Source organism: Haemophilus parainfluenzae, from assembly GCF_900450995.1.
GTDB classification, from domain to species: domain Bacteria; phylum Pseudomonadota; class Gammaproteobacteria; order Enterobacterales; family Pasteurellaceae; genus Haemophilus_D; species Haemophilus_D parainfluenzae_O.
This window is the reverse complement of the sequence record NZ_UGHY01000002.1, coordinates 1,868,572-1,889,399: the sequence shown is the minus strand read 5'-3', so window position 1 is coordinate 1,889,399 and position 20,828 is coordinate 1,868,572. Positions and strand designations below refer to the sequence as shown.

Annotated in this window: 16 protein-coding genes; 5 read left to right on the top strand and 11 right to left on the bottom strand. The window is 39.2% G+C overall.

Going from position 1 to position 20,828, the window contains the following annotated elements:
• The first annotated feature begins 3 nt into the window (after positions 1 to 3).
• A complete protein-coding gene (locus tag DX522_RS09585) occupies positions 4 to 1,401 on the top strand; it encodes an MATE family efflux transporter (protein ID WP_115180627.1) in 1,398 nt (465 codons plus the stop codon).
• Positions 1,402 to 1,452: 51 nt separating this feature from the next.
• Here DX522_RS09585 and DX522_RS09580 read toward each other — a convergent pair whose 3' ends face one another.
• The 3 genes from DX522_RS09580 to rng all read right to left on the bottom strand — a co-directional run bounded on the left by DX522_RS09580 (position 1,453) and on the right by rng (position 4,167).
• Positions 1,453 to 2,271, bottom strand: coding sequence for an IS3 family transposase (locus DX522_RS09580; protein WP_262054300.1), 819 nt, complete (start codon positions 2,269 to 2,271; stop codon positions 1,453 to 1,455).
• Positions 2,259 to 2,612, bottom strand: coding sequence for a helix-turn-helix domain-containing protein (locus DX522_RS09575; protein ID WP_115179527.1), 354 nt, complete (start codon positions 2,610 to 2,612; stop codon positions 2,259 to 2,261). The genes DX522_RS09580 and DX522_RS09575 overlap by 13 nt, the downstream gene beginning before the upstream one ends.
• 79 nt (positions 2,613 to 2,691) lie before the next feature.
• A complete protein-coding gene (gene rng / locus DX522_RS09570; RefSeq protein WP_115180625.1) occupies positions 2,692 to 4,167 on the bottom strand; it encodes a ribonuclease G in 1,476 nt (491 codons plus the stop codon).
• Between the two features lie 115 nt (positions 4,168 to 4,282).
• Between rng and putP the strand changes: the two genes are divergently transcribed.
• Positions 4,283 to 5,797, top strand: a complete 1,515-nt coding sequence (putP, locus tag DX522_RS09565; protein WP_115180624.1) for a sodium/proline symporter PutP — start codon at positions 4,283 to 4,285, stop codon at positions 5,795 to 5,797.
• The gene (cmoB, locus tag DX522_RS09560) at positions 5,797 to 6,762 is read left to right on the top strand and encodes a tRNA 5-methoxyuridine(34)/uridine 5-oxyacetic acid(34) synthase CmoB (RefSeq protein WP_115180623.1); all 966 of its coding nucleotides are present in this window, start codon (positions 5,797 to 5,799) and stop codon (positions 6,760 to 6,762) included. The genes putP and cmoB overlap by 1 nt, the downstream gene beginning before the upstream one ends.
• A gap of 58 nt (positions 6,763 to 6,820) precedes the next feature.
• Here cmoB and rlmM read toward each other — a convergent pair whose 3' ends face one another.
• Both rlmM and DX522_RS09550 read right to left on the bottom strand, forming a co-directional pair.
• Entirely contained in the window at positions 6,821 to 7,909 is a 1,089-nt protein-coding gene (rlmM, locus tag DX522_RS09555) for a 23S rRNA (cytidine(2498)-2'-O)-methyltransferase RlmM (protein WP_115180622.1), read from the bottom strand.
• Positions 7,902 to 8,795 (bottom strand): transcriptional regulator GcvA, encoded by an 894-nt coding sequence (locus DX522_RS09550; RefSeq protein WP_115180621.1) that lies wholly within the window; start codon positions 8,793 to 8,795, stop codon positions 7,902 to 7,904. The genes rlmM and DX522_RS09550 overlap by 8 nt, the downstream gene beginning before the upstream one ends.
• Positions 8,796 to 9,277: 482 nt before the next feature.
• On the opposite strand from DX522_RS09550, the gene DX522_RS09545 reads away from it, so the two are divergent.
• On the top strand, positions 9,278 to 10,309 hold the full coding sequence (locus DX522_RS09545; protein WP_115180620.1) for a branched-chain amino acid aminotransferase: 1,032 nt from the start codon (positions 9,278 to 9,280) through the stop codon (positions 10,307 to 10,309).
• 69 nt (positions 10,310 to 10,378) lie between these two features.
• On the opposite strand, the gene DX522_RS09540 is transcribed toward DX522_RS09545, so the two are convergent.
• The 4 genes from DX522_RS09540 to DX522_RS09525 form a co-directional block, all read right to left on the bottom strand.
• The gene (locus tag DX522_RS09540) at positions 10,379 to 13,828 is read right to left on the bottom strand and encodes an acyl-[ACP]--phospholipid O-acyltransferase (RefSeq protein ID WP_115180619.1); all 3,450 of its coding nucleotides are present in this window, start codon (positions 13,826 to 13,828) and stop codon (positions 10,379 to 10,381) included.
• Complete coding sequence (locus tag DX522_RS09535; protein ID WP_115180618.1) at positions 13,825 to 14,466, bottom strand: MerR family transcriptional regulator; 642 nt, start codon at positions 14,464 to 14,466, stop codon at positions 13,825 to 13,827. Before DX522_RS09535 ends, DX522_RS09540 begins: the two co-directional genes overlap by 4 nt.
• A 136-nt stretch (positions 14,467 to 14,602) precedes the next feature.
• Entirely contained in the window at positions 14,603 to 16,165 is a 1,563-nt protein-coding gene (locus tag DX522_RS09530; protein WP_115180617.1) for a peptide ABC transporter substrate-binding protein, read from the bottom strand.
• Positions 16,158 to 16,520: a YbaN family protein gene (locus DX522_RS09525; RefSeq protein ID WP_262054299.1), complete on the bottom strand. Its 363-nt coding sequence runs from the start codon at positions 16,518 to 16,520 to the stop codon at positions 16,158 to 16,160. Before DX522_RS09525 ends, DX522_RS09530 begins: the two co-directional genes overlap by 8 nt.
• 230 nt (positions 16,521 to 16,750) lie before the next feature.
• Between DX522_RS09525 and prlC the strand changes: the two genes are divergently transcribed.
• Complete coding sequence (gene prlC, locus DX522_RS09520; protein WP_115180615.1) at positions 16,751 to 18,790, top strand: oligopeptidase A; 2,040 nt, start codon at positions 16,751 to 16,753, stop codon at positions 18,788 to 18,790.
• A gap of 112 nt (positions 18,791 to 18,902) precedes the next feature.
• Here the strand turns inward: prlC and rpsO are convergent, their stop codons facing one another.
• Positions 18,903 to 19,172, bottom strand: a complete 270-nt coding sequence (rpsO, locus tag DX522_RS09515) for a 30S ribosomal protein S15 (protein ID WP_114891945.1) — start codon at positions 19,170 to 19,172, stop codon at positions 18,903 to 18,905.
• A 130-nt stretch (positions 19,173 to 19,302) separates the two neighbouring features.
• Entirely contained in the window at positions 19,303 to 20,733 is a 1,431-nt protein-coding gene (hldE, locus tag DX522_RS09510) for a bifunctional D-glycero-beta-D-manno-heptose-7-phosphate kinase/D-glycero-beta-D-manno-heptose 1-phosphate adenylyltransferase HldE (RefSeq protein WP_115180614.1), read from the bottom strand.
• Between the last annotated feature and the right edge of the window lie 95 nt (positions 20,734 to 20,828).

Genomic DNA, 20,828 nt, shown 5'->3' with positions numbered 1-20,828 from the left:
TTTATGAATTCTCGTCTTTTTTCTCAATACCGTATTGATATTAAAAAACTTATCCGAATTGCGACACCTATCGGTCTTGCCCAGTTAGCTCAAACTGGCATGGGCACCGTGGATGTGATTATGGCGGGGCGTGTAAGCTCGGCTGATGTAGGCGGTGTCGGTATTGGTGCCTCCATTTGGCTACCTTTGGTACTTTTCGGGCAGGGGTTATTACTCGCCTTGCCACCAACAATTTCCTATTTAAACGGTTCTGGGCAGCGCCATCGCATTGCCCACCAAGTTAGACAAGGCCTTTGGATTTCATTTTTAGTGATGATTCCCCTTGCACTCATCATCTATCATAATGATTTCATATTACAGTTTATGAATATGGATGCCCACATGGCTGATGTGACGATGAATTATTTGCGTGCGATGGTATGGGGCTTACCAGCCTATTTATTGCTGATTAATTTCCGCTGTTTGAATGATGGCATTGCTAAGACCAAACCGGCTATGGTGATTACCTTCATGGGGTTAATGCTGAATATTCCACTGAATTATATGTTTATTTACGGCAAATTTGGTGCACCTGCACTGGGCGGTATCGGTTGTGGTGTAGCAACGGCTATTGTCAACTGGGCGATGGCAATATTGATGATTACCTATTCGGCCAAAAACTATAATGAACGTAGTTTGAAAGTCTTTGAAAAGATTATTGAAAAACCTGACATCAAAACACTGAAAAAATTGACCGCACTTGGTTTACCTATTGCCATTGCGCTGTGCAGTGAAGTCTCACTGTTTGCCTTAAGTAGTTTATTACTTTCCCCATTAGGCGCAGATGTGGTCGCCAGCCACCAAATTGCCTTAAACACCAGTGCCGTAGCCTTTATGTTCCCAATGTCTATTGCGATGGCGGCAACCATTTTAGTGGCGCAAGAGCTCGGTAATCATGCGCCACAAAAAGCCAAAATCATGGCTCACGCCGCTATTATTCTTGGCTTGATCGCAGCAAGTGTATTAGCATTAGTGATTTGGGTATTTAGTGCAGAGATTGCCGCATTAATTGTAGGAGATAATGCCACCGTTATTGCCCTTTCAGGCAGCTTATTAGCAATGGCGGCGATTTATCAATTTTCAGATTCAGTACAAGTCGTTGTGAGCGGTATTTTACGTGGCTATAAAGACACAAAAATCATCCTTTATATCACGTTACTTGCTTATTGGGGCGTAGGTATCCCTGTTGGGTATATTCTTTCCCGAACGGATTGGATTGTTCCAAGCATCGGTGCAAAAGGCTTCTGGGTTGCGTTTATCATTGCATTAACCATTGCCGCCACTTTACTCTTTATACGTATGCGAAAAATCCAATCACAACCTGATGAAGCCATTATTCAGCAACTAGAAAGATTGAAGTAGTTAAGGTAAAAAGTGCGGTCGAATTTAATCTGACCCCAAAAAGTTAGACTGTTATTTAAAGGACTGTTTTCGGTATTGTATCGGACTCAGTCCTTTTAATTTTAGTTGAATCCGTCGATGATTATAGTAATCCAAATAATCCCTGACAGCATCAACTATCTCTTCTCTACTGTTAAATTCCCGACCATAAAAACATTCCGTTTTTAATCGTCCAAAGAAACTTTCCATTGCGGCATTATCTAAGCAATTCCCTTTTCTCGACATACTTTGAATGATGCCATGTTCAGCTAAAATTCGACGATAAGCTACCATTTGATATTGCCATCCCTGGTCTGAATGTAAAATGACACTACAAGCTTTATTTAATCCTTTGACGGCTTGCATTAACATGTCCTCTACTTGCGCCCAGTTTGGGGAATAGCTGAGATTATATGAGACTATCTCATTGTTAAATAAGTCTAAAATTGGAGATAAATAGACTTTACTCCCATCTTTCGCCTTAAACTCGGTGATATCAGTTACCCATTTTTGTTTCGGGGCCGTTGCGCTAAAATCGCGTTCAAGATGATTCGGTGCAATCACCCCTATCGTGCCTCGATAAGTCGTAAATTTCTTGCTTTTTCTTGACCGCACTTGAAGCCCAAGTGTCTGCATTAAACGTTGAACTTTTTTATGATTCACGCCTGGTAAACAGGCATGAACTCGTCGGTAGCCATAATCAGGATGATTGGCTTTGATGCGTTTAATTGCCTTTTTCAGCTGCTCATCCTTATCCGGTTTAATCTGGAGTTTCGCAAAAAACGTACTACGCGCTAACTGTGCAAAACCTAAAAGCCATTTTAACGGATAGCGTGTTCTTAACCTTTGGATAATTTCCGTTGCTCGGCTTCGTCCTGAAGTCTGAGCCTTCTCAACTCCTTTAGGTAGGCCACCTCCGCTTCAAGCTGTAAAATTCTCAGGCGTAAACGGTCTTCTTCAGTTCTGGGTGGCGGTGGCATTTTTGCATATTTGGGTTTCATTGGCGGTCGTCCTGATGGTTTACGGGGAATCAGTCCTTTTATGCCATTTTTTTCAAACCGTTTCAACCATGTCCCGACTAGGGCGTTGGAAGGAATATTGTAAAAACGAGCTGCTTCTCGAATGCTCATTTTTCCTTTTAGAATAGGTTGAAGAACCTGTAATTTAAATTCGATTGTGTAGTGTTTACCCATAAAAAAATTTGCACCTCAATTGTTGGTTTGTTGAGTCCAACTTTTGGGGTGCAGATCAATTTGACCGCACTTTTGTCTTTTACATCACCACCACATCAAACTGTTCTTGGTTGTAGTACTGTTCTGTTTTGACTTGAACCTGTTTGCTGATGAACATTTCAACCTCTGGCAATAAACCGTGCGATTCTTCTTTGATTAAATAATCCGCTACGGCTGGAGAGGCATAAACCACAAATTGTTCACTCGAAAATAAGTGGTTAACGCGAATGATCTCACGCATAATTTCATAGCATACTGTTTCAACCGTTTTTACGCGTCCACGACCTTGACAAGTTGGGCATTCATCACACAAAACGTGCTCTAAACTTTCGCGAGTACGTTTACGCGTCATTTCCACTAAACCAAGTTGAGTAAAACCATTTACATTCGTTTTTACGCGATCTTTTGATAGGGCCTCTTCCAAGGATTCAATCACGCGATTACGATGCTCATCGGTTTGCATATCAATAAAATCAATAATGATAATACCGCCTAGATTACGCAGTTGTAGCTGCTGTGCAATGGCTTTAGTGGCTTCAATATTGGTGTTAAAAATGGTTTCATCTAAATTTCGATGGCCAACGAATGCGCCCGTATTGATATCAATGGTCGTCATGGCTTCGGTTTGTTCAATAATGAGATATCCACCTGATTTTAAATTTACGCGTTTTTCAAGTGCATTTTGAATGCCACGCTCTACACCATAAATATCAAAGATCGGCTGACTGCCCGTATAAAGCATTAATTTATCACTTAATTCAGGCATAAATTCATCGGTAAATTCTTTCACTTCGTTAAAACAAAGTTTGGAATCGATATGAATTTTCTCTAAATTAGCACCGATAAAATCACGCAGAATACGTTGTGGCAATGCAGGTTCGCCATAAATTTTAGAACGGGTTGGATATTTGCCTTTACGCTCAAGCACTTTACACCATAAGCGTTTTAAAAATTCTGCATCTTGGCGCAATTCTTCTTCCGTTGCGCCTTCGGTAGCAGTACGAATAATAAAGCCGCCTAATTCATCACAAAAAGGCTCAACTAGCGCTTTTAATCTTGCGCGTTCTTCTTCGCTTTCAATACGTTGTGATACACCCACATGGCTATTTTCAGGCATAAAAACAAGATAACGAGAAGGCAACGTAATATCGGTGGTTAATCTTGCGCCTTTGGTGCCCAAAGGATCTTTCACCACTTGTACCACGATATCCTGCCCCTCGCGTACGAGTTCAGAAATGCTTTTTGCACGGAATTGCTTTTGTTCGTTCACATCCACACACTCGGTATGTGAAACAATATCGGAAGCGTGTAAAAATGCGGCTTTTTCTAAACCGATATCCACAAACGCAGATTGCATCCCCGGTAAAACACGGGTTACTCGCCCTTTATAGATATTCCCCACGATGCCACGTTTGGCTTGACGTTCAATATGAACTTCTTTTAAAACGCCCGTTTCCACCAACGCAACGCGGGTTTCATTGGGCGTAACATTCATTAATAATTCAACAGAATTCATTTTTTCGACCTTAGTTTTAATGATATAAGTCTATCGAAAAGGAAAATAGAATAATAGACCCAAATAAGGTAAAATATGACCTTTCTCAAATTTTCATGACTTTTTGGGGTACTTAATGTTTGGTTTAGACCCAACACTTATTACTTTTAGTATTTATATTTTCGGCATGATTTTAATCGGTGTCCTTGCCTATTATTATACAAACAACTTATCCGATTACATTTTAGGTGGCCGTAAACTCGGGAGTTTTGTAACCGCCATGTCAGCTGGCGCATCTGATATGTCCGGCTGGCTATTAATGGGCTTGCCAGGTGCAGTATATGTATCTGGCCTAGTAGAAGGTTGGATCGCCATTGGTTTAATCCTTGGAGCTTATTTTAACTGGCTACTCGTGGCGGGTCGTTTACGGATCTATACCGAATTTAACAACAATGCTCTCACATTACCGGAATATTTCCACCATCGCTTTGGTACAAAGCATCATCTCTTAAAAATTGTGTCTGCATCAATCATCTTAGTATTCTTCACGATTTACTGTGCTTCAGGTGTAGTTGCGGGTGCTAAATTATTCCAAAACCTATTCTCAGTCGACTACTCCACCGCCATTTGGTACGGCGCATTAGCGACGATTATTTATACCTTTATCGGTGGATTTTTAGCGGTGAGTTGGACTGATACCATTCAAGCTACTTTGATGATTTTTGCCTTAATTTTAACGCCACTCTTCATCTTTTTAAGTTTGGGCGATACATCACAATTTACGGAAGTACTCCATCAAGCTGAAGTTGCTGCAAGTAAAGACTTTACCGATTTATTTAGTTCTACCACGCCATTAGGTTTATTAAGTTTAGCGGCTTGGGGCTTAGGTTATTTTGGTCAACCGCATATCCTTGCGCGTTTTATGGCGGCTTATTCGGTGAAATCATTAATCAAAGCACGCCGTATTAGTATGACGTGGATGGTGATTTGCTTAGCAGGTGCGATTGGTATTGGTTTCTTCGGCATTCCTTATTTCTTTGCGAATCCTGGTGTTGCGAGCGTAGTAAATAATGAACCAGAACAAGTATTTATTGAACTGGCTAAATTGCTCTTTAATCCATGGATTGCCGGTATTCTACTGTCTGCAATTTTAGCGGCTGTGATGAGTACACTTTCTGCACAATTATTAATTTCTTCAAGCTCTATTACTGAAGATTTTTATAAAGGGTTTATTCGTCCAAAAGCTGCTGAAAAAGAATTAGTTTGGTTAGGTCGTGCAATGGTTTTAGTTATCGCGGGCATTGCAATTTGGATTGCTCAAGATGAAAACAGCAAAGTACTAAAACTCGTTGAATTTGCCTGGGCTGGGTTTGGTTCTGCATTTGGTCCTGTGGTGCTTTTCTCCTTATTCTGGAAACGCATGACTTCATCAGCGGCGATGGCTGGCATGGTTGTCGGCGCAGTTGTCGTATTTGCTTGGAAATCCATCATTCCTAAAACCAGTGAGTGGTTTAATGTTTATGAAATGATTCCTGGATTTGCTCTCGCTAGCCTTGCAATTATTGTGGTTTCTCTCCTTTCTGCCGAACCAGAAAATGAAGTTAAAGAAACCTTTGAGAAAGCCGAAAAAGCCTATAAGGAAGCAAAATAATGATTGATTTTCGTCCTTTTTATCAGCAAATTGCCACCACCAATTTATCTGCTTGGCTAGAAACGTTGCCTTTGCAGTTAAAAGAATGGGAAAAACAAACCCATGGTGATTATGGCAAATGGTCAAAAATCGTAGATTTTCTCCCTGATTTGCAGGCAGATACCATCGATTTAAAAAATGCGGTGAAATCTGACCGCACTTCCCCACTTTCGGAAGGCGAAAAACAACGTATTATCCACCATTTGAAGCAATTGATGCCGTGGCGAAAAGGACCTTATCATTTATTTGATATTCACGTGGATTGCGAATGGCGTTCTGATTTCAAATGGGAGCGTGTTTTGCCTCATCTTGCGCCATTAAAAGATCGTACCATTTTAGATGTGGGCTGCGGTAGTGGCTACCATATGTGGCGCATGGTTGGTGCAGGTGCAAAAATGGTGGTGGGTATTGATCCAACCGAACTTTTCCTTTGCCAATTTGAAGCCGTTCGAAAATTATTAAATAATGATCGACGAGCTAACTTAATCCCATTAGGCATTGAAGAAATGCAACCACTTGCGGCATTTGATACGGCATTCTCAATGGGGGTGCTTTATCATCGTAAATCACCGCTTGATCATCTCACTCAACTAAAAAATCAATTAGTAAAAGGTGGCGAGCTCGTCTTAGAAACCTTAGTAGTTGATGGCGATGTCAATACGGTATTAGTGCCTTCAGATCGCTATGCCAAAATGAAAAACGTATATTTTATTCCTTCTGTTGCTGCACTCATCAATTGGTTGGAAAAAGTCGGCTTTACTAATGTGCGTTGTGTGGATGTCGCCACCACTACATTAGAAGAACAACGTAAAACAGATTGGTTAGAAAATGAAAGTTTGATTGATTTCTTAGATCCAAATGATCACAGTAAAACCATCGAAGGCTATCAAGCTCCAACTCGCGCAGTGATTTTAGCCAATAAATAATTGCTTAAATAAAAGAGCGATCAAAAAATTCAATGTTTTTTGACCGCTCTTTGCTTTTCTATTTTAATGCAATATGCACCGTAATCTCTTCGCGATCGTGATACAAATGTTTTGCTTGAATATCAAATTCCAATTCTTTTTCTGCCAATATCACCGCAAGATTTTCTAAGCACAACATCACTTCTTGATAACGTTTTTTCATTGGCAATTTCAAGTTGAAAATGGTTTCTCTGCACCAGCCGTTAATCAACCATTTCCCTATTAAATTCGCAATTCGACTTGGTTGCTCCACCATGTCACACACAAGCCAATCAATATGATTACGTTTTGGCGGTTGAAATTTAAATCCATCTTCTGGGCAATGTTCTATTCTGCCAGTATCATGCAAACTGGCCGCCATTTTGCCGTGATCAACTGCATACACAAATAAACCACGTTTCACTAATTGATAAGTCCAACCGCCAGGGCAAGCACCGAGATCAACGCCAACCATATTTTCATTTAAGCGTTTACTTTCTTCATTTCGAGGAATAAAGGTTAAAATCGCTTCTTCCAATTTTAAAGTTGAACGGCTTGGCGCATCCGCTGGGAATTTCAAACGTGGTATCCCCATAAAATGGGTAGAGTTATTGCCAAGATAAGAATACCCTACATAGCAACAATTCGGCTGAGTGAAAAAACAATGTAAAATCTGACCGCGCTTTGCATTCGGCTTACCTTGTAACCAACCTTGTTTTTTCAACGCTTGGCGTAACGGCACGGTAAATTTTCGGCAAAATGTCGAAAGCTCTTTGGCTTCATTGGTATCTGCTGTTTCGACAAATAGCTCTACCGCTTGCTTAAGATTAATGTCTTCTGCTATGCGTTTATATTGAGCCATAATTGGCGAGATACGATCTTGAGGATCGAGATTTTCTAAGAAATCTGAAACAACGATCATTTGACGCACAAAAATCAAACGATTAAAAGGGATTTCTCGCGCTAAGCGATCCGCATCGCCTGGTTGATAGCATTCAAAAATGACATAGCCGCTGTTTTCTACCACGCGAGCAAAACCAAATACACCACGCTCAGAAGCTTGGTCGGTAATTTCTGCGGCGACTTCTTTTTCAAAGCCAATTCGACAATATAATGCTAATTTATTCATGTTTTCCTAATTTAATTGAATCTTTAATCCATTTTCTAAAGGCTTGAATTTGTTCATCATCTAAACGATCTAAATGATTGACCACATAGAATGATTTTGGATCCCGCAATTCGGTTGGTAACACAATTTGCAAATGACCGTTTTCAATTTCTTGCTGAGCCAAAATACGATTAGCTAACGCAATCCCCTGCCCATGAACGGCCGCTTGCAATGCCATAAAGGTGTGGCTAAATAACGGGCCTTGCTGAATATTCAAATCATCTAATTTGAGATAATCCGCCATCGCTTGCCAGTTATCTCGAGTATGCGTATGAATCAGCGTATGCTTTTTCAAATCATTAGGACAACTTACTGGTATTTTCTCAAGCAATGAAGGCGCGGCCAAAATCACGAGGTTTTCTTCGCCTAAACGATCAACCTGTAAATTTTCCCAATCACCTTTTCCATAATAAATGGCAATATCAATTTCTTTATTCAATAAACCTTCATCTTGATCGACGCCCTTCAAGCGTACCTCAATTTCAGGGTGTTGCTTATTAAAATCACTCAAATGTGGCACAAGCCATTGAATACCAAAGGTTTGTGGTACACTAATTGCCAAATGTGGCTCTGCTTTAAGTGTTAATAAACGTTCGGTTGCTTCATTTAATTTTCGTAATATTCTATTGATATCAACAAAGTAGGCTTTCCCAAATTCCGTCAATTCGAGTGAACGATTTTTACGAATAAAAAGCTCAACACCTAAAAAATCTTCTAATAATTTTATTTGATGGCTCACTGCGGCTTGTGTCACAAAAAGTTCATCTGCCGCTTTTGTGAAGCTTAAATGTCGTGCAGCAGACTCGAAAGACTTCAATGAATTCAAGGGAGGCAAACGTTTATACATAATTCTTCCCAACAGCTAAATTTTAGTTTACAATAACGAAGATTTAATTCGGATTAGTTTTTTTTATGCATCAAATAAAAAAACATCATTTGTCCTTCCATCACCTTCTATCTACAATACCCCCATACTTAATGATTGGTAATTCCTTACAAGTTAATGAGTTTCAGACTTAAGTATGATGTTGTGTTTGCATATAGTTCGGTTCTCCGAACTGGAGTAACAATTAAGTTACTCATTTACTTCCTGTATATATTAAACCATTCTGGTTAAGCGCTGCTCGTTTCGAGCGGCGTTTTTTTATTCTTGGCATTTTAGCATAAGCAAAATTTTATTTCCTGACCAACTTCACAAATTTGAAAATCCAATAAAAATTTTGAGAAATCACAATATTTTTGTGTTTAAAGGTTTTCATAGTTATCGTAATGGTGTAGATTAACTGCATTTCCATTCATAAAATTATTTATACAAATTAAGGAAGCAAAATGAAAGACTTAGACTGGAACAATCTTGGATTTAGTTATATCAAAACAGATTACCGATTCATCGCACATTGGAAAGATGGCAAATGGGATGAAGGTAAACTCACCACCGATAATATGCTACATATCCACGAAGGTTCAACGGCTATTCACTACGGTCAACAATGCTTTGAAGGCTTAAAAGCCTATCGTTGTAAAGATGGTTCAATCAACTTATTCCGTCCAGATCAAAATGCAAAACGCATGCAACATACCTCTGATCGCTTATTAATGCCACAAATGCCAACAGAATTATTTATCCGAGCTTGTAAAGAAGTGGTGAAAGCAAACCAAGAATGGTTAGGTCCTTACGGATCTGGCGCAACATTATATTTACGTCCATTCCTCTTTGGTACAGGCGCGAATATCGGTGTAAAAACCGCACCTGAATTTATTTTCTCTGTATTCTGCTGCCCTGTTGGCGCTTATTTCAAAGGTGGTTTAGCACCATCTAATTTCATTACGACTGATTACGACCGTGCTGCACCTATGGGAACCGGTGGTGTAAAAGTAGGTGGTAACTACGCAGCAAGTTTGCTTCCACATGAACTAGCCGCAGAAGAAGGTACGCCAGAACGTAAATTCGCTGATGCGATCTATCTCGATCCAAAAACACATACTAAAATTGAAGAAGTGGGTGCGGCAAACTTCTTTGGTATCACCAAAGATAATAAATTTATCACACCAGCATCTGAATCTATTTTACCAAGTATAACTAAATACTCATTACTTCACATTGCAAAAGAACGTTTAGGTATGGAAGCCATTGAAGGTGACGTGTATATCGATCAACTTGATCAATTTGCCGAAGCAGGGGCTTGTGGTACTGCTGCCGTCATTACGCCAGTAGGCGGTATTCAACACAAAGGCAAATTCCACGTGTTCTATTCAGAAACTGAAGTAGGTCCTGTTACACGTAAGCTTTACAACGAGTTAACCGGTATCCAATTCGGTGATGTGGAAGCACCTGAAGGCTGGATTGTAAAAGTAGAATAATTTATTTATCTATCAATAAAAAGAGCGGTCAAATCAAATTGACCGCCCTTTTATTTATTACGATTTTCTTTACTTAACCAAATTCATGGCTAAATTCTTCGCCCCTTTGAAATCCACTTTACCACTTCCGAGCATCGGGATTTCATCTACTAAAAAGACTTGGCTTGGAAGCATAATCGGCGGTACATTTAATCCTTTAATACGCTCATTGATCTCATCTAAAGAAAGCGTAGATTTAATTAAAAGCACTATGCTCTCGCCTTTTTTATCATCGCTCAAAGCGACCGCAACAAATTGATTTTCTTCATCAAATACTTGTGAAAGTTTCTCTTCCACGCTGCCGAGGCTGATCATTTCACCGCCGACTTTAGCAAATCGAGAATAACGATCCACAATGGTAATAAAGCCGTTATGATCGATATGACCTTTATCGCCAGTTTTGTAATAACGTACACCATCAATTTCAACAATCACTTCTGCTGTTTTTTCTGGTGCATTCAAATAACCTTTCATGACTTGCCCACCACCAATCAAGATCAAACCGTCTTCGCCAACTGGTAATTCTTGCAAGCTTTCCGGATCCACAATTTTAATAATGGTGCCCGGTAATGGCATACCTACGGTACCAGCTTGATTGAAGGTAAATTCTTGTAAGGTTTCCGGATCAAGTAAATTAGGCATATTTACACTAGCTACCGGTGCTGTTTCAGTTGCACCATAACCTTCGTAAATTTCCAAGCCAAATTTAAGTTTGAATGCTTCTTTGACATCCGCTTTCAATTTTTCGGCGCCCGCAATAACCATACGTACGTTTTGTAGCATTAACGGATGGAATTTCTTATTGCGTACATACAATCTAAAGAACGTTGAAGTACCAAATAAAATGCTCACACGATGTCGAGCACACATTTTTCCTACTGTCGCCCCATCTGTCGGATCCGCTACACTTACCATTTTAATGCCTTCACACAATGGCAATAAAGTTGTCACTGTTAAGCCGAATGAGTGGAAAATGGGTAAGGAATTCAAAATCACATCATCTTTGTGGAAGTTTAATAATTCACCGATCTGTTTAATATTTGTCAGTAAGTTTTTATGGCTTAATTCAATGCCTTTTGGATCACCTTCACTACCACTACTGAATAAGATGGTTGCAGTATCTTCCAAGCTTACGTCTGCAAAGTAACGTAATTTAATCCACCATTGTGGCGCCAAAAACGCGGTTAAAAATGACCGCACTTTATTCACTTTAGTGATCAATTTCCCTAAATTTTCCATAAAGAGGGCTTTATCAGCCACCACTTGGCTAAAGTCAAAACCTTTTGCGTTCAACTTATCCAAGAATTTTTCAGAGGTAATGACTTGCGAAATATTAGCTTTTTTCAACGCTTTTTCCATCGCTTCAGGGCTTAGCGTGTAGTTTAAATTTACCGGTACTTTGCCCATCACCATTAAGGTCATATTGATAATTGCCCCGATTGATGAACTTGGTAATAGCACACCGACATTTTTTTCATTCCCTAAAGCAGCTTTTAAGGTTTCCACAAACATTAGCACTACCGCAATAAATTTCAGATTATTGAGTTTAGTACCTTGTGCATCTACCGCGGCCTCTTTGAATAAATTTGATTTTGCTGAATTCAACCAATGATGCATAAGCGGTTTACGTTTACTCATGACTTTTTCCCATACAGAGAAAGAAAGTTCGAGTACTTTTTGCTTCATTGCTGTCGCATCAATAAAGCCATGAATTGGTTTACCAAATGCCACTAAAATTTCACGTTTGCCTTGGCGTTTAGTTAAATTCTTATAGAAAGAATCTGCACGAGAGAAGCTGCTGCCCCATAATCCACGTAAATAGAAAGGAACAGTCATCACATTCTCTAAATCTTTTAATACGTGCTCAAAGCCTTTTTGGAACTCATTGATTTGACCGTTATAGCTGATATGACCTTCTGGGAATAAAGCCACTACTTCACCACGCGCTAAATATTCACGAATGGTTTCAATAGATTCACGGCTTGAGCCACCACCAATAGGGATCACTTTGAAAATACGGAAGAACCAAGTGAGATACCATTTTTTGTAAATTGGACGATACATCACAAATTTAATCGCACGCGGGCTAGCCGCTTGTAATACTAACCAGTCAATCCAGCTAATATGGTTACCTAATAACAACACTCCACCACTTTGTGGAAGATTTTTTAACCCATCCACATGAAAACGGTAATTCGCTTTTAACGCAAAGAGCAAGAATAAACGCGTAAATAAATGAGGCACTTTCGACATGGTATATAAACTTGCAGCAAAACATGTAGCAGAAGTCACTAAGAATAAACCTTGAGTCGAAACATTAAGTTGTACAAAAACAATGCTTAATAGCAAAAACACTACCATGAACACGTTTTGTACAAAGTTGTTACCTGCCATGATTTTGCCGCTGATTTTCTCCGGTGCGAAATACTGAATCGTCGCATTCAATGGCACGATTAATAAGCCACCAGAGAAACCAAAGACAAAAGAACAAAGTGCTAATACCACTCCACTTTGTGCTAGTGTTAAGAAGAATAACGACACACAAATACCCAATGCACCAAGCGGGACAATACCTAACTCAATATGTAAACGAGAAGCGCGTCCCGCAAGATATGAACCAAGCGCAAGCCCTATGCCGCTCACCGCAAGAATCGCTTGAATGACAATAGCATTATCTTCATTGAACATCGCTTTATAATGCGCAGGGAATGCCGCCACAATAATTTGTGACACGCCCCAAAACAGGCTTAATCCAATAACACTCAACCAAATATTTTGATCTGCTTTTAATGTGCGAACGTTATCTTTTAAATACCCTAAAGAAAGGTATTTTCTCATATTAAACTGGCCATCCGTATTTTCAGCTTCTTGCTTAAAGAATGGGATTTTAAACGCAAAATAGGCTTCTAGTGCACTCAGTAATACTAATGTTACACCTATAACCCAAACACTTTGTAATACTTCATTCGGATCATCTGATGCCACATAATGCGCTTCAAAGAAGAAAGAAAAAGCAAAAGAACTAAATAGAATGGCCACAATAGTAAGCGCTTGAATGACACCGTTTGCCATACCGATATTTTCAGTGCCCACAATCGATTTAATAATGCTATATTTGGCAGGAGAATAGACCGCACTTTGTGCTGCCAAAATCAATGTCAGTACAAAGGAAATAGCAAACATTCCCGTCATATAACTCAATAAAATCCCAGCACTAATCGCCACAGCCGCTAAACTGCTATAACGAATCACATTGGTGCGAGAAAATTTATCGTTAATAAATGCCGAAGGCGAAAATAAGAAAATAAACGGCAATAAAATCATCGCATTAATTAATGCCGTTAAAACAACCAAACTCTCACCTGAAAAACTTTTCAGCAACACATTTTGAATGGTAATTTTATGTGCCAAATCCACACTGGCATTAATAAAGGCAATGGCTAAATAAGGTACAAAGCCAGTATATTTTAAGAGTTTCATTTCGCACTCTCCGCTTGATAAAGATTAAAGGTTTTCATATTCAAGAGATAAGGTTTTAACACCAATAATAAATCAAATAAGTGTTTTAATTTTTCATCTTTTTGTTCGCTATTGGCTAATGCAGCTAAAGTCACATTCACCTCTTTTTCTGCTAACATTTTTGCAGCAGTCAAATAAGCTTTCACTACCTCCATTTCGGCTTCATTACAACGAGACAAGATAGCCAAAATATCACGTTCTTTTGCTGTAAAAATGCCTTCACGAGGATTCAATAATCCTTCTGCTACCATGTCTTCGATTTGTTTAGCAGAAAGATGAAATTCTGCAGAGAGCTGCTCGACTGAAAATACTTCATTTTCAGCCCCCATGATAATGTCTAATAATCCAATAAGGCTTTCATAAGGATTATTCCAATCAAAATGAGGATGAGCAAAAAGTGCTTTAATTTGTGAAATCGTCGCATTGAAATTGCTTTGTAGATATTTAATAAAACTGAGCAACTCCACACAATATTCATCATAGAGATGAAAATTCGGTTTATCTTTTACCGGTTCAGGCAACAAAGCTTCTTTCACATAGTACAGCACCGTGGATTTTGGTGTCTGACTAAGCTTAACCAAATCATTCATTTTTAACATAAGGATTTCCCTCTAGGTTGATTTGTTGTGTATTATATCGGACAAAAATAAAAAGTAAATAGCGTAACTCTACACTTTTCGTTGAATTTAATAAAAAAGTTGTTCACCACACCATGAACAACTTTCTTAATCAGCTTTAGCTTTCAATTTGTCGCCATAGATCCTTACTGTAAATGACGCCCACTGGATTTTTCTTCGCCCCCATAATAGTTGGAGAAAGATAAACTGGAATGGTGTATTGGAAAAGCGGTAAAGCAAGGTTTTCCTGTTGGATCTTCTCACTTAATTTTAAGTAAATTTCTGACCGCTCTTTTTCATTTAAACTTTTCAATGCTTGCTCAAAAAGCTGATCATATTCCGCATTATCGTAGCCATTTTTATTATCTGGACTTTTAGAATAGAACAAACCCAAGAATGCCATCGGATGATTAAAGTCCGCACACCAGCCTGAACGAATGACTTGGAAATCACCTTTTTGGCGTTTCATTTGTAATGTTTGCCAATTGACTGGTTGGGCATCTACTCGCAACATATCGGACTGAGTTAATTGCCCCACTAAACGTTGTGCGATATTTACATTCAATGGCGTCTCATCATAAAGCACATTTAAGTGTAGCGGATGTCTTTCATTAATTTTATTTTGGGCTAATAACTGCTCTGCAACAACGGGCTCCCATCTTGAATCTTGTCCATTTAACATGGCTTTCGGTAAAAAATACGAACTCGGAATTGCCGCGGGAATCTCATTATTCACGATATTGGTGACAGAGACCAACGAAGCAATCGCCTTGCGCAAATCGGCCTTAGCAACTTTAGGATCGTTGAGATTAAATTCATAAAAATAACTGCAAAGCTGTGGGAAATGTTGAAGGTCCGCATGCACTTCTGGTACATCAACCACCACATCAAAGTCAGATAATTTAGTGGCGATAAAAGGCAAATATTCTACACGCTCAAAAGCCACATTATTTTTCTGCCAATAATAGGGATTTTTAGTTAAGTGTATGCTTTTCACGCTTTCGCTTTCGATCATATAAGCCCCGTTTGTCACTGAGGAATCAGGATCGCGATATTGAGGCACAAGGCTGATATGCGCCAACATTTCCGGTAAATAAGGGATTGCTTTATCGAGCTCAATGCGTAAAGTGCGGTCATTTTCCGCATAAATTCCTAAGCTCCTAAAAGGTTTATTTTTTTCTAAAACGCCTTTCGCATTTTTTAAATTGAGATAAGCTAAATAGGATCTGAAAGGACTATTTGATTGAGACAGTGCTTGCCAAGAAAGCATGATATCTTGGGCAACTAAGGGATCACCATTTGACCAACGAAGCCCTTCACGCAAGGTAAAGATCCAGGTTTTGTTGTCTTTCGTTTGCCAACTTTCTGCGATACCCGACACGATTCTCCCTTCCGGATCATAAGCCGTTAAACCTTCATACAAATCACGTAATAAGCCCTCTTGTTCTGGATAACGAACAAACCAAGGCTCAAAAGAAGGGGGATGAGTAAATGCCCGAGTCAGTAATGTACGATTCGGTTTTGAAGTATTCTCTTGTTTGATTGACTGGCTTTGTGTTGGTTGCTCATCCGTTTCTGTGTTTATCGATTTCTGGCTGTTTAATTTATCACAGCCACTCAATCCCAAAACGACACCGAAAATAACCGCACTTTTAAGCCAAGTAAGGAAAGAATTATCCATTTTCAACGTCTTCTGTTTTAATCCAAAAGAAAAAGAACCAATATTTTACCGCAATTAAAATGGCAATGATCGTTCGACCCACAACGCTTGGGGTAAAATAAAAGCCAATTAAAAGCATTGTGGTTGAAAACGTTAGAATAGAAATTTTTACTTTTTTCGTCAATGCACGACGTTCATTAAAGGATTTTAGGTGCTTTTGATAAAGCTTCGTTCCTAAAAACCATTGTTCTAAACGAGAAGAACCTTTCGCAAAAGAGTAAAGTGTAAGCAGTAAAAAAGGTGTTGTCGGAAGAATAGGTAAAAAAATACCAATAACACCTAATATTAAAGAAATGCATCCAAGAGCAACATACATGGCCTTGGTTAAAGAAGTTTTTGGGAAAAACTTAAGTGAAACAACACCTACAACGATCACAAGAGCAATGATGCCAGAAAAAATGATAATAGAAAAAAAGGAAGTGCCGTCCATCATAAATCCTAAATAAAAGTGATACGCAATTATCACTGATTTTTTAGATTTTTCAACCTTGATATTATAGAATTTGCCGCAATTTATTAAAGAAACTATTAGCAAAAGGAATATTTATGTCTAATCCATTACTTCATATTGAAGGCTTACCTCCGTTTTCTCAAATCAAACCGGAGCATATTCAACCAGCAATCCAAAAACTCATCGAAGAAAATCGTCAAGCCATTGAACAAGTTCTAAAACAACCGCACTTTACTTGGGAAAATTTTATTGAACCACTTTCTGAAGCAGGCGAACATCTAAGCCGTGCTTGGTCACCAATCTCCCATTTAAATTCAGTTAAAAACAGCTCTGAATTACGTGATGCGTACCAAGCCTGCTTACCACTACTCTCTGAATACAGCACTTGGGTCGGTCAACACGAAGGGTTATACAATGCCTATTTAGCCTTAAAAAATAGCCCTGAGTTTGCGACTTATTCCGTCGCGCAAAAGAAAGCCATTGAAAATGCATTACGTGATTTTGAGCTTTCAGGTATCGGTTTATCCGAAGAAAAACAAAAACGTTATGGTGAGATTGTTGCTCGCTTATCTGAATTAAGTTCACAATTTAGTAATAATGTACTCGATGCCACCATGGGCTGGGAAAAAGTTATTGAAGATGAAAGTGAATTAGCGGGTCTTCCTGAATCCGCATTACTTGCAGCAAAACAATCTGCAGAAAGTAAAGGTTTAAAAGGCTATCGCTTTACGTTAGAAATCCCAAGTTATTTGCCAATCATGACCTATTGTGAAAATGCAGCATTACGCGAAGAAATGTATCGAGCTTATGCGACTCGCGCTTCTGATCAAGGTCCAAATGCCGGTAAATGGGATAACACCGCGATCATTGAAGAAATCATGACGTTACGTGTGGAACTAGCTAAATTATTAGGATTCAATACCTATACTGAACGCTCACTTGCCACTAAAATGGCTGAAAATCCACAACAAGTGTTAGACTTCTTAAATAACCTTGCGGATCGTTCAAAAGCACAAGGCGAGAAAGAATTAGCTGAACTCAAAGCTTATTGTGAAAAAGAATTTGGCGTCACTGAACTTGCACCTTGGGATATCAGTTTCTATTCAGAAAAACAAAAACAACATTTATATGCGATCAATAATGAAGAACTCCGTCCTTATTTCCCTGAAGATCGCGTTATTTCGGGCTTATTTGAATTAATTAAACGTATTTTTAATATTCGTGCAGTTGAACGTTTTGGCGTAGATACTTGGCACAAAGATGTGCGTTTCTTTGATTTAATTGATGAAACCGATGAAGTACGAGGCAGTTTCTATCTCGATCTTTATGCACGCGAAAATAAACGTGGCGGCGCGTGGATGGATGATTGTATCGGCAGAAAACGCAATGCTGACGGTTCAATTCAAAAACCTGTTGCCTATTTAACGTGTAACTTCAATGCGCCTATTGGTGATAAACCTGCGTTATTCACCCATGATGAAGTCACGACTCTCTTCCATGAATTTGGTCATGGCATTCACCATATGCTCACCAAAGTTGATGTGCCGGATGTTGCAGGTATCAATGGTGTACCTTGGGATGCGGTAGAGCTACCAAGTCAATTTATGGAAAACTGGTGTTGGGAAAAAGAAGCGCTTGATTTTATTTCTGGTCACTTTGAAACACACGAACCATTGCCAGAAGAAAAATTAAATCAACTTCTGAAAGCGAAAAACTACCAAGCAGCGATGTTTGTGTTACGTCAGCTTGAATTTGGCTTGTTTGATTTTACTCTTCATCATACTTTTGAAGTGGGTAAAGCTAACCAAGTGCTTGATACCTTAAAAGCAGTGAAAGATAAAGTTGCCGTGATTAAAGGTGTTGAGTGGGCAAGGGCACCACATAGCTTTAGCCATATCTTTGCTGGTGGTTACGCAGCAGGTTATTACAGCTATTTATGGGCTGAAGTGTTATCTGCAGATGCCTTCTCTCGCTTTGAAGAAGAAGGAATTTTCAATCCGGTTACGGGTAAATCCTTCTTAGATGAAATTCTCACTCGCGGCGGCTCTGAAGAACCAATGGTATTATTCAAACGCTTCCGTGGGCGTGAACCTCAACTAGACGCATTGCTTCGCCATAAAGGCATTGCGAACTAATAACTAAAAAAGAGCGGTCAAATTTTTGACCGTTTTTTATTTTTCTAATATGCAGAAAATAAAAAAGCCCTCGGTAATCCGAAGGCTTTTATTTTTACTATCGTGATAAAAATTAGCGACGTAAACCTAAACGAGTGATAGTGCTTTGGTATAAAGCAAGATCAGTACGTTTTAAGTAGTCTAAAAGTTTACGACGACGAGAAACCATACGTAATAAACCACGACGACCATGGTGGTCTTTTTTATGCTCAGCAAAGTGAGCTTGTAAGTGGTTGATTTGTGCAGTTAATAATGCGATTTGAACTTCAGAAGAACCAGTATCTTTCGCATCGCGACCAAATTCAGCAACGATTGCTGCTTTTTTTTCAGTACTTAGAGACATTTTTTACTCCTAAAAGGTAGTGTTATTAATACATCATTCGCCGATCTCTAACTCAGCGATGACAGGGAGCCTGAATTTTAACGATTGAGCAGGATAAAGGCAAGCTTTATTCTACTCATGCCTTAATAAATTAATCTTTCAGCGCTTTAATTTTCTCAATCACGTTTGTGGTTGAACAGCCATTTTCGAAATTCAATACACGAACATCGCCGCCGTTCGCCCATACTTCTTTACTGCCTGCAATCTCTTCTGGTTTGTAATCGCCGCCTTTTACCAATAAATCCGGTAAAATATCGCCGATTAAACGTTGTGGTGTATCTTCATCAAAAGAGACTACCCAATCCACTGAAGCTAAACCAGCCAATACTGCCATACGTGCATTCAGATTATTAATTGGACGACTTTCACCTTTTAAGCGTTTGACTGAGTCATCCGTATTCACGGCAACAATTAAACGATCGCCAAGTTTGCGAGCATTTTCTAAATAAGACACATGGCCTGGGTGAAGAATATCAAAACAACCGTTTGTCATCACAATTTTCTCACCGCGCGCTTTAGCATGAGCTACTGCAGTTTTTAATTGGCTTTCTGACATAATACCGAAGCCTGTTTCAGAACGGCCATGGATTGCATTCTCTAATTCTACGGTAGAAACGGTTGATGTACCCAGTTTACCGACCACAATACCTGCCGCCACATTAGCTAAATAGCAAGATTCTTCAAAAGAACGACCATCTGCAAGTGCGGTTGCTAAGACACTGATTACGGTATCGCCCGCCCCCGTTACATCAAACACTTCTTTTGCAACAGTTGGTAGATGGAATGGCTCTTGATTTGGGCGAAGTAATGTCATGCCTTTTTCTGAGCGCGTCACTAAAAGTGCGGTCAATTCGATGTCTGAAATTAATTTTAAACCTTTCTCAATGATTTCTTCTTCAGAACTGCATTTACCTACCACCGCTTCAAATTCTGACATATTTGGTGTCAGTAAAGTCGCACCACGATAACGTTCAAAATCTGTACCTTTTGGATCGATCAACACGGGTACGTTCGCTTTGCGTGCAATTTGGATCATTTTTTGCACATCTTTTAACGTGCCTTTACCGTAATCCGAAAGCACTAGCGCACCAAAGTTTTTCACTTCCGCTTCTAATTTCGCAAGCAACTCATTACATTCCACGTTTTGGAAATCTTCTTCGAAATCTAAACGAAGTAACTGTTGATGGCGAGATAAAATACGTAATTTCGTAATGGTTGGGTGAGTATCCAATGCCACAAAATTACAATCAATTTTTTGATGTTGTAATAAATTGGTTAAGGCTGCACCTGTTTCATCTTGACCAATTAAACCTAAAATTTGCACAGGTACATTAAGAGAAGCAATATTCATTGCCACGTTTGCTGCACCACCTGCACGCTCTTCATTATCTTGTACACGAACCACAGGAACTGGTGCTTCCGGCGAAATACGATTAGTTGCACCAAACCAGTAACGATCAAGCATCACATCGCCTAACACTAGCACTTTTGCTTGATTAAAATTGGCAGAATATTGAGCCATTTTGAAATCTCTCTGTTGGAATAATAAAAATTTGGTGCAATTTTACCACAACTCAAATTTGCGATAAACTACACGCCGAACTAACCAGAAAAGAA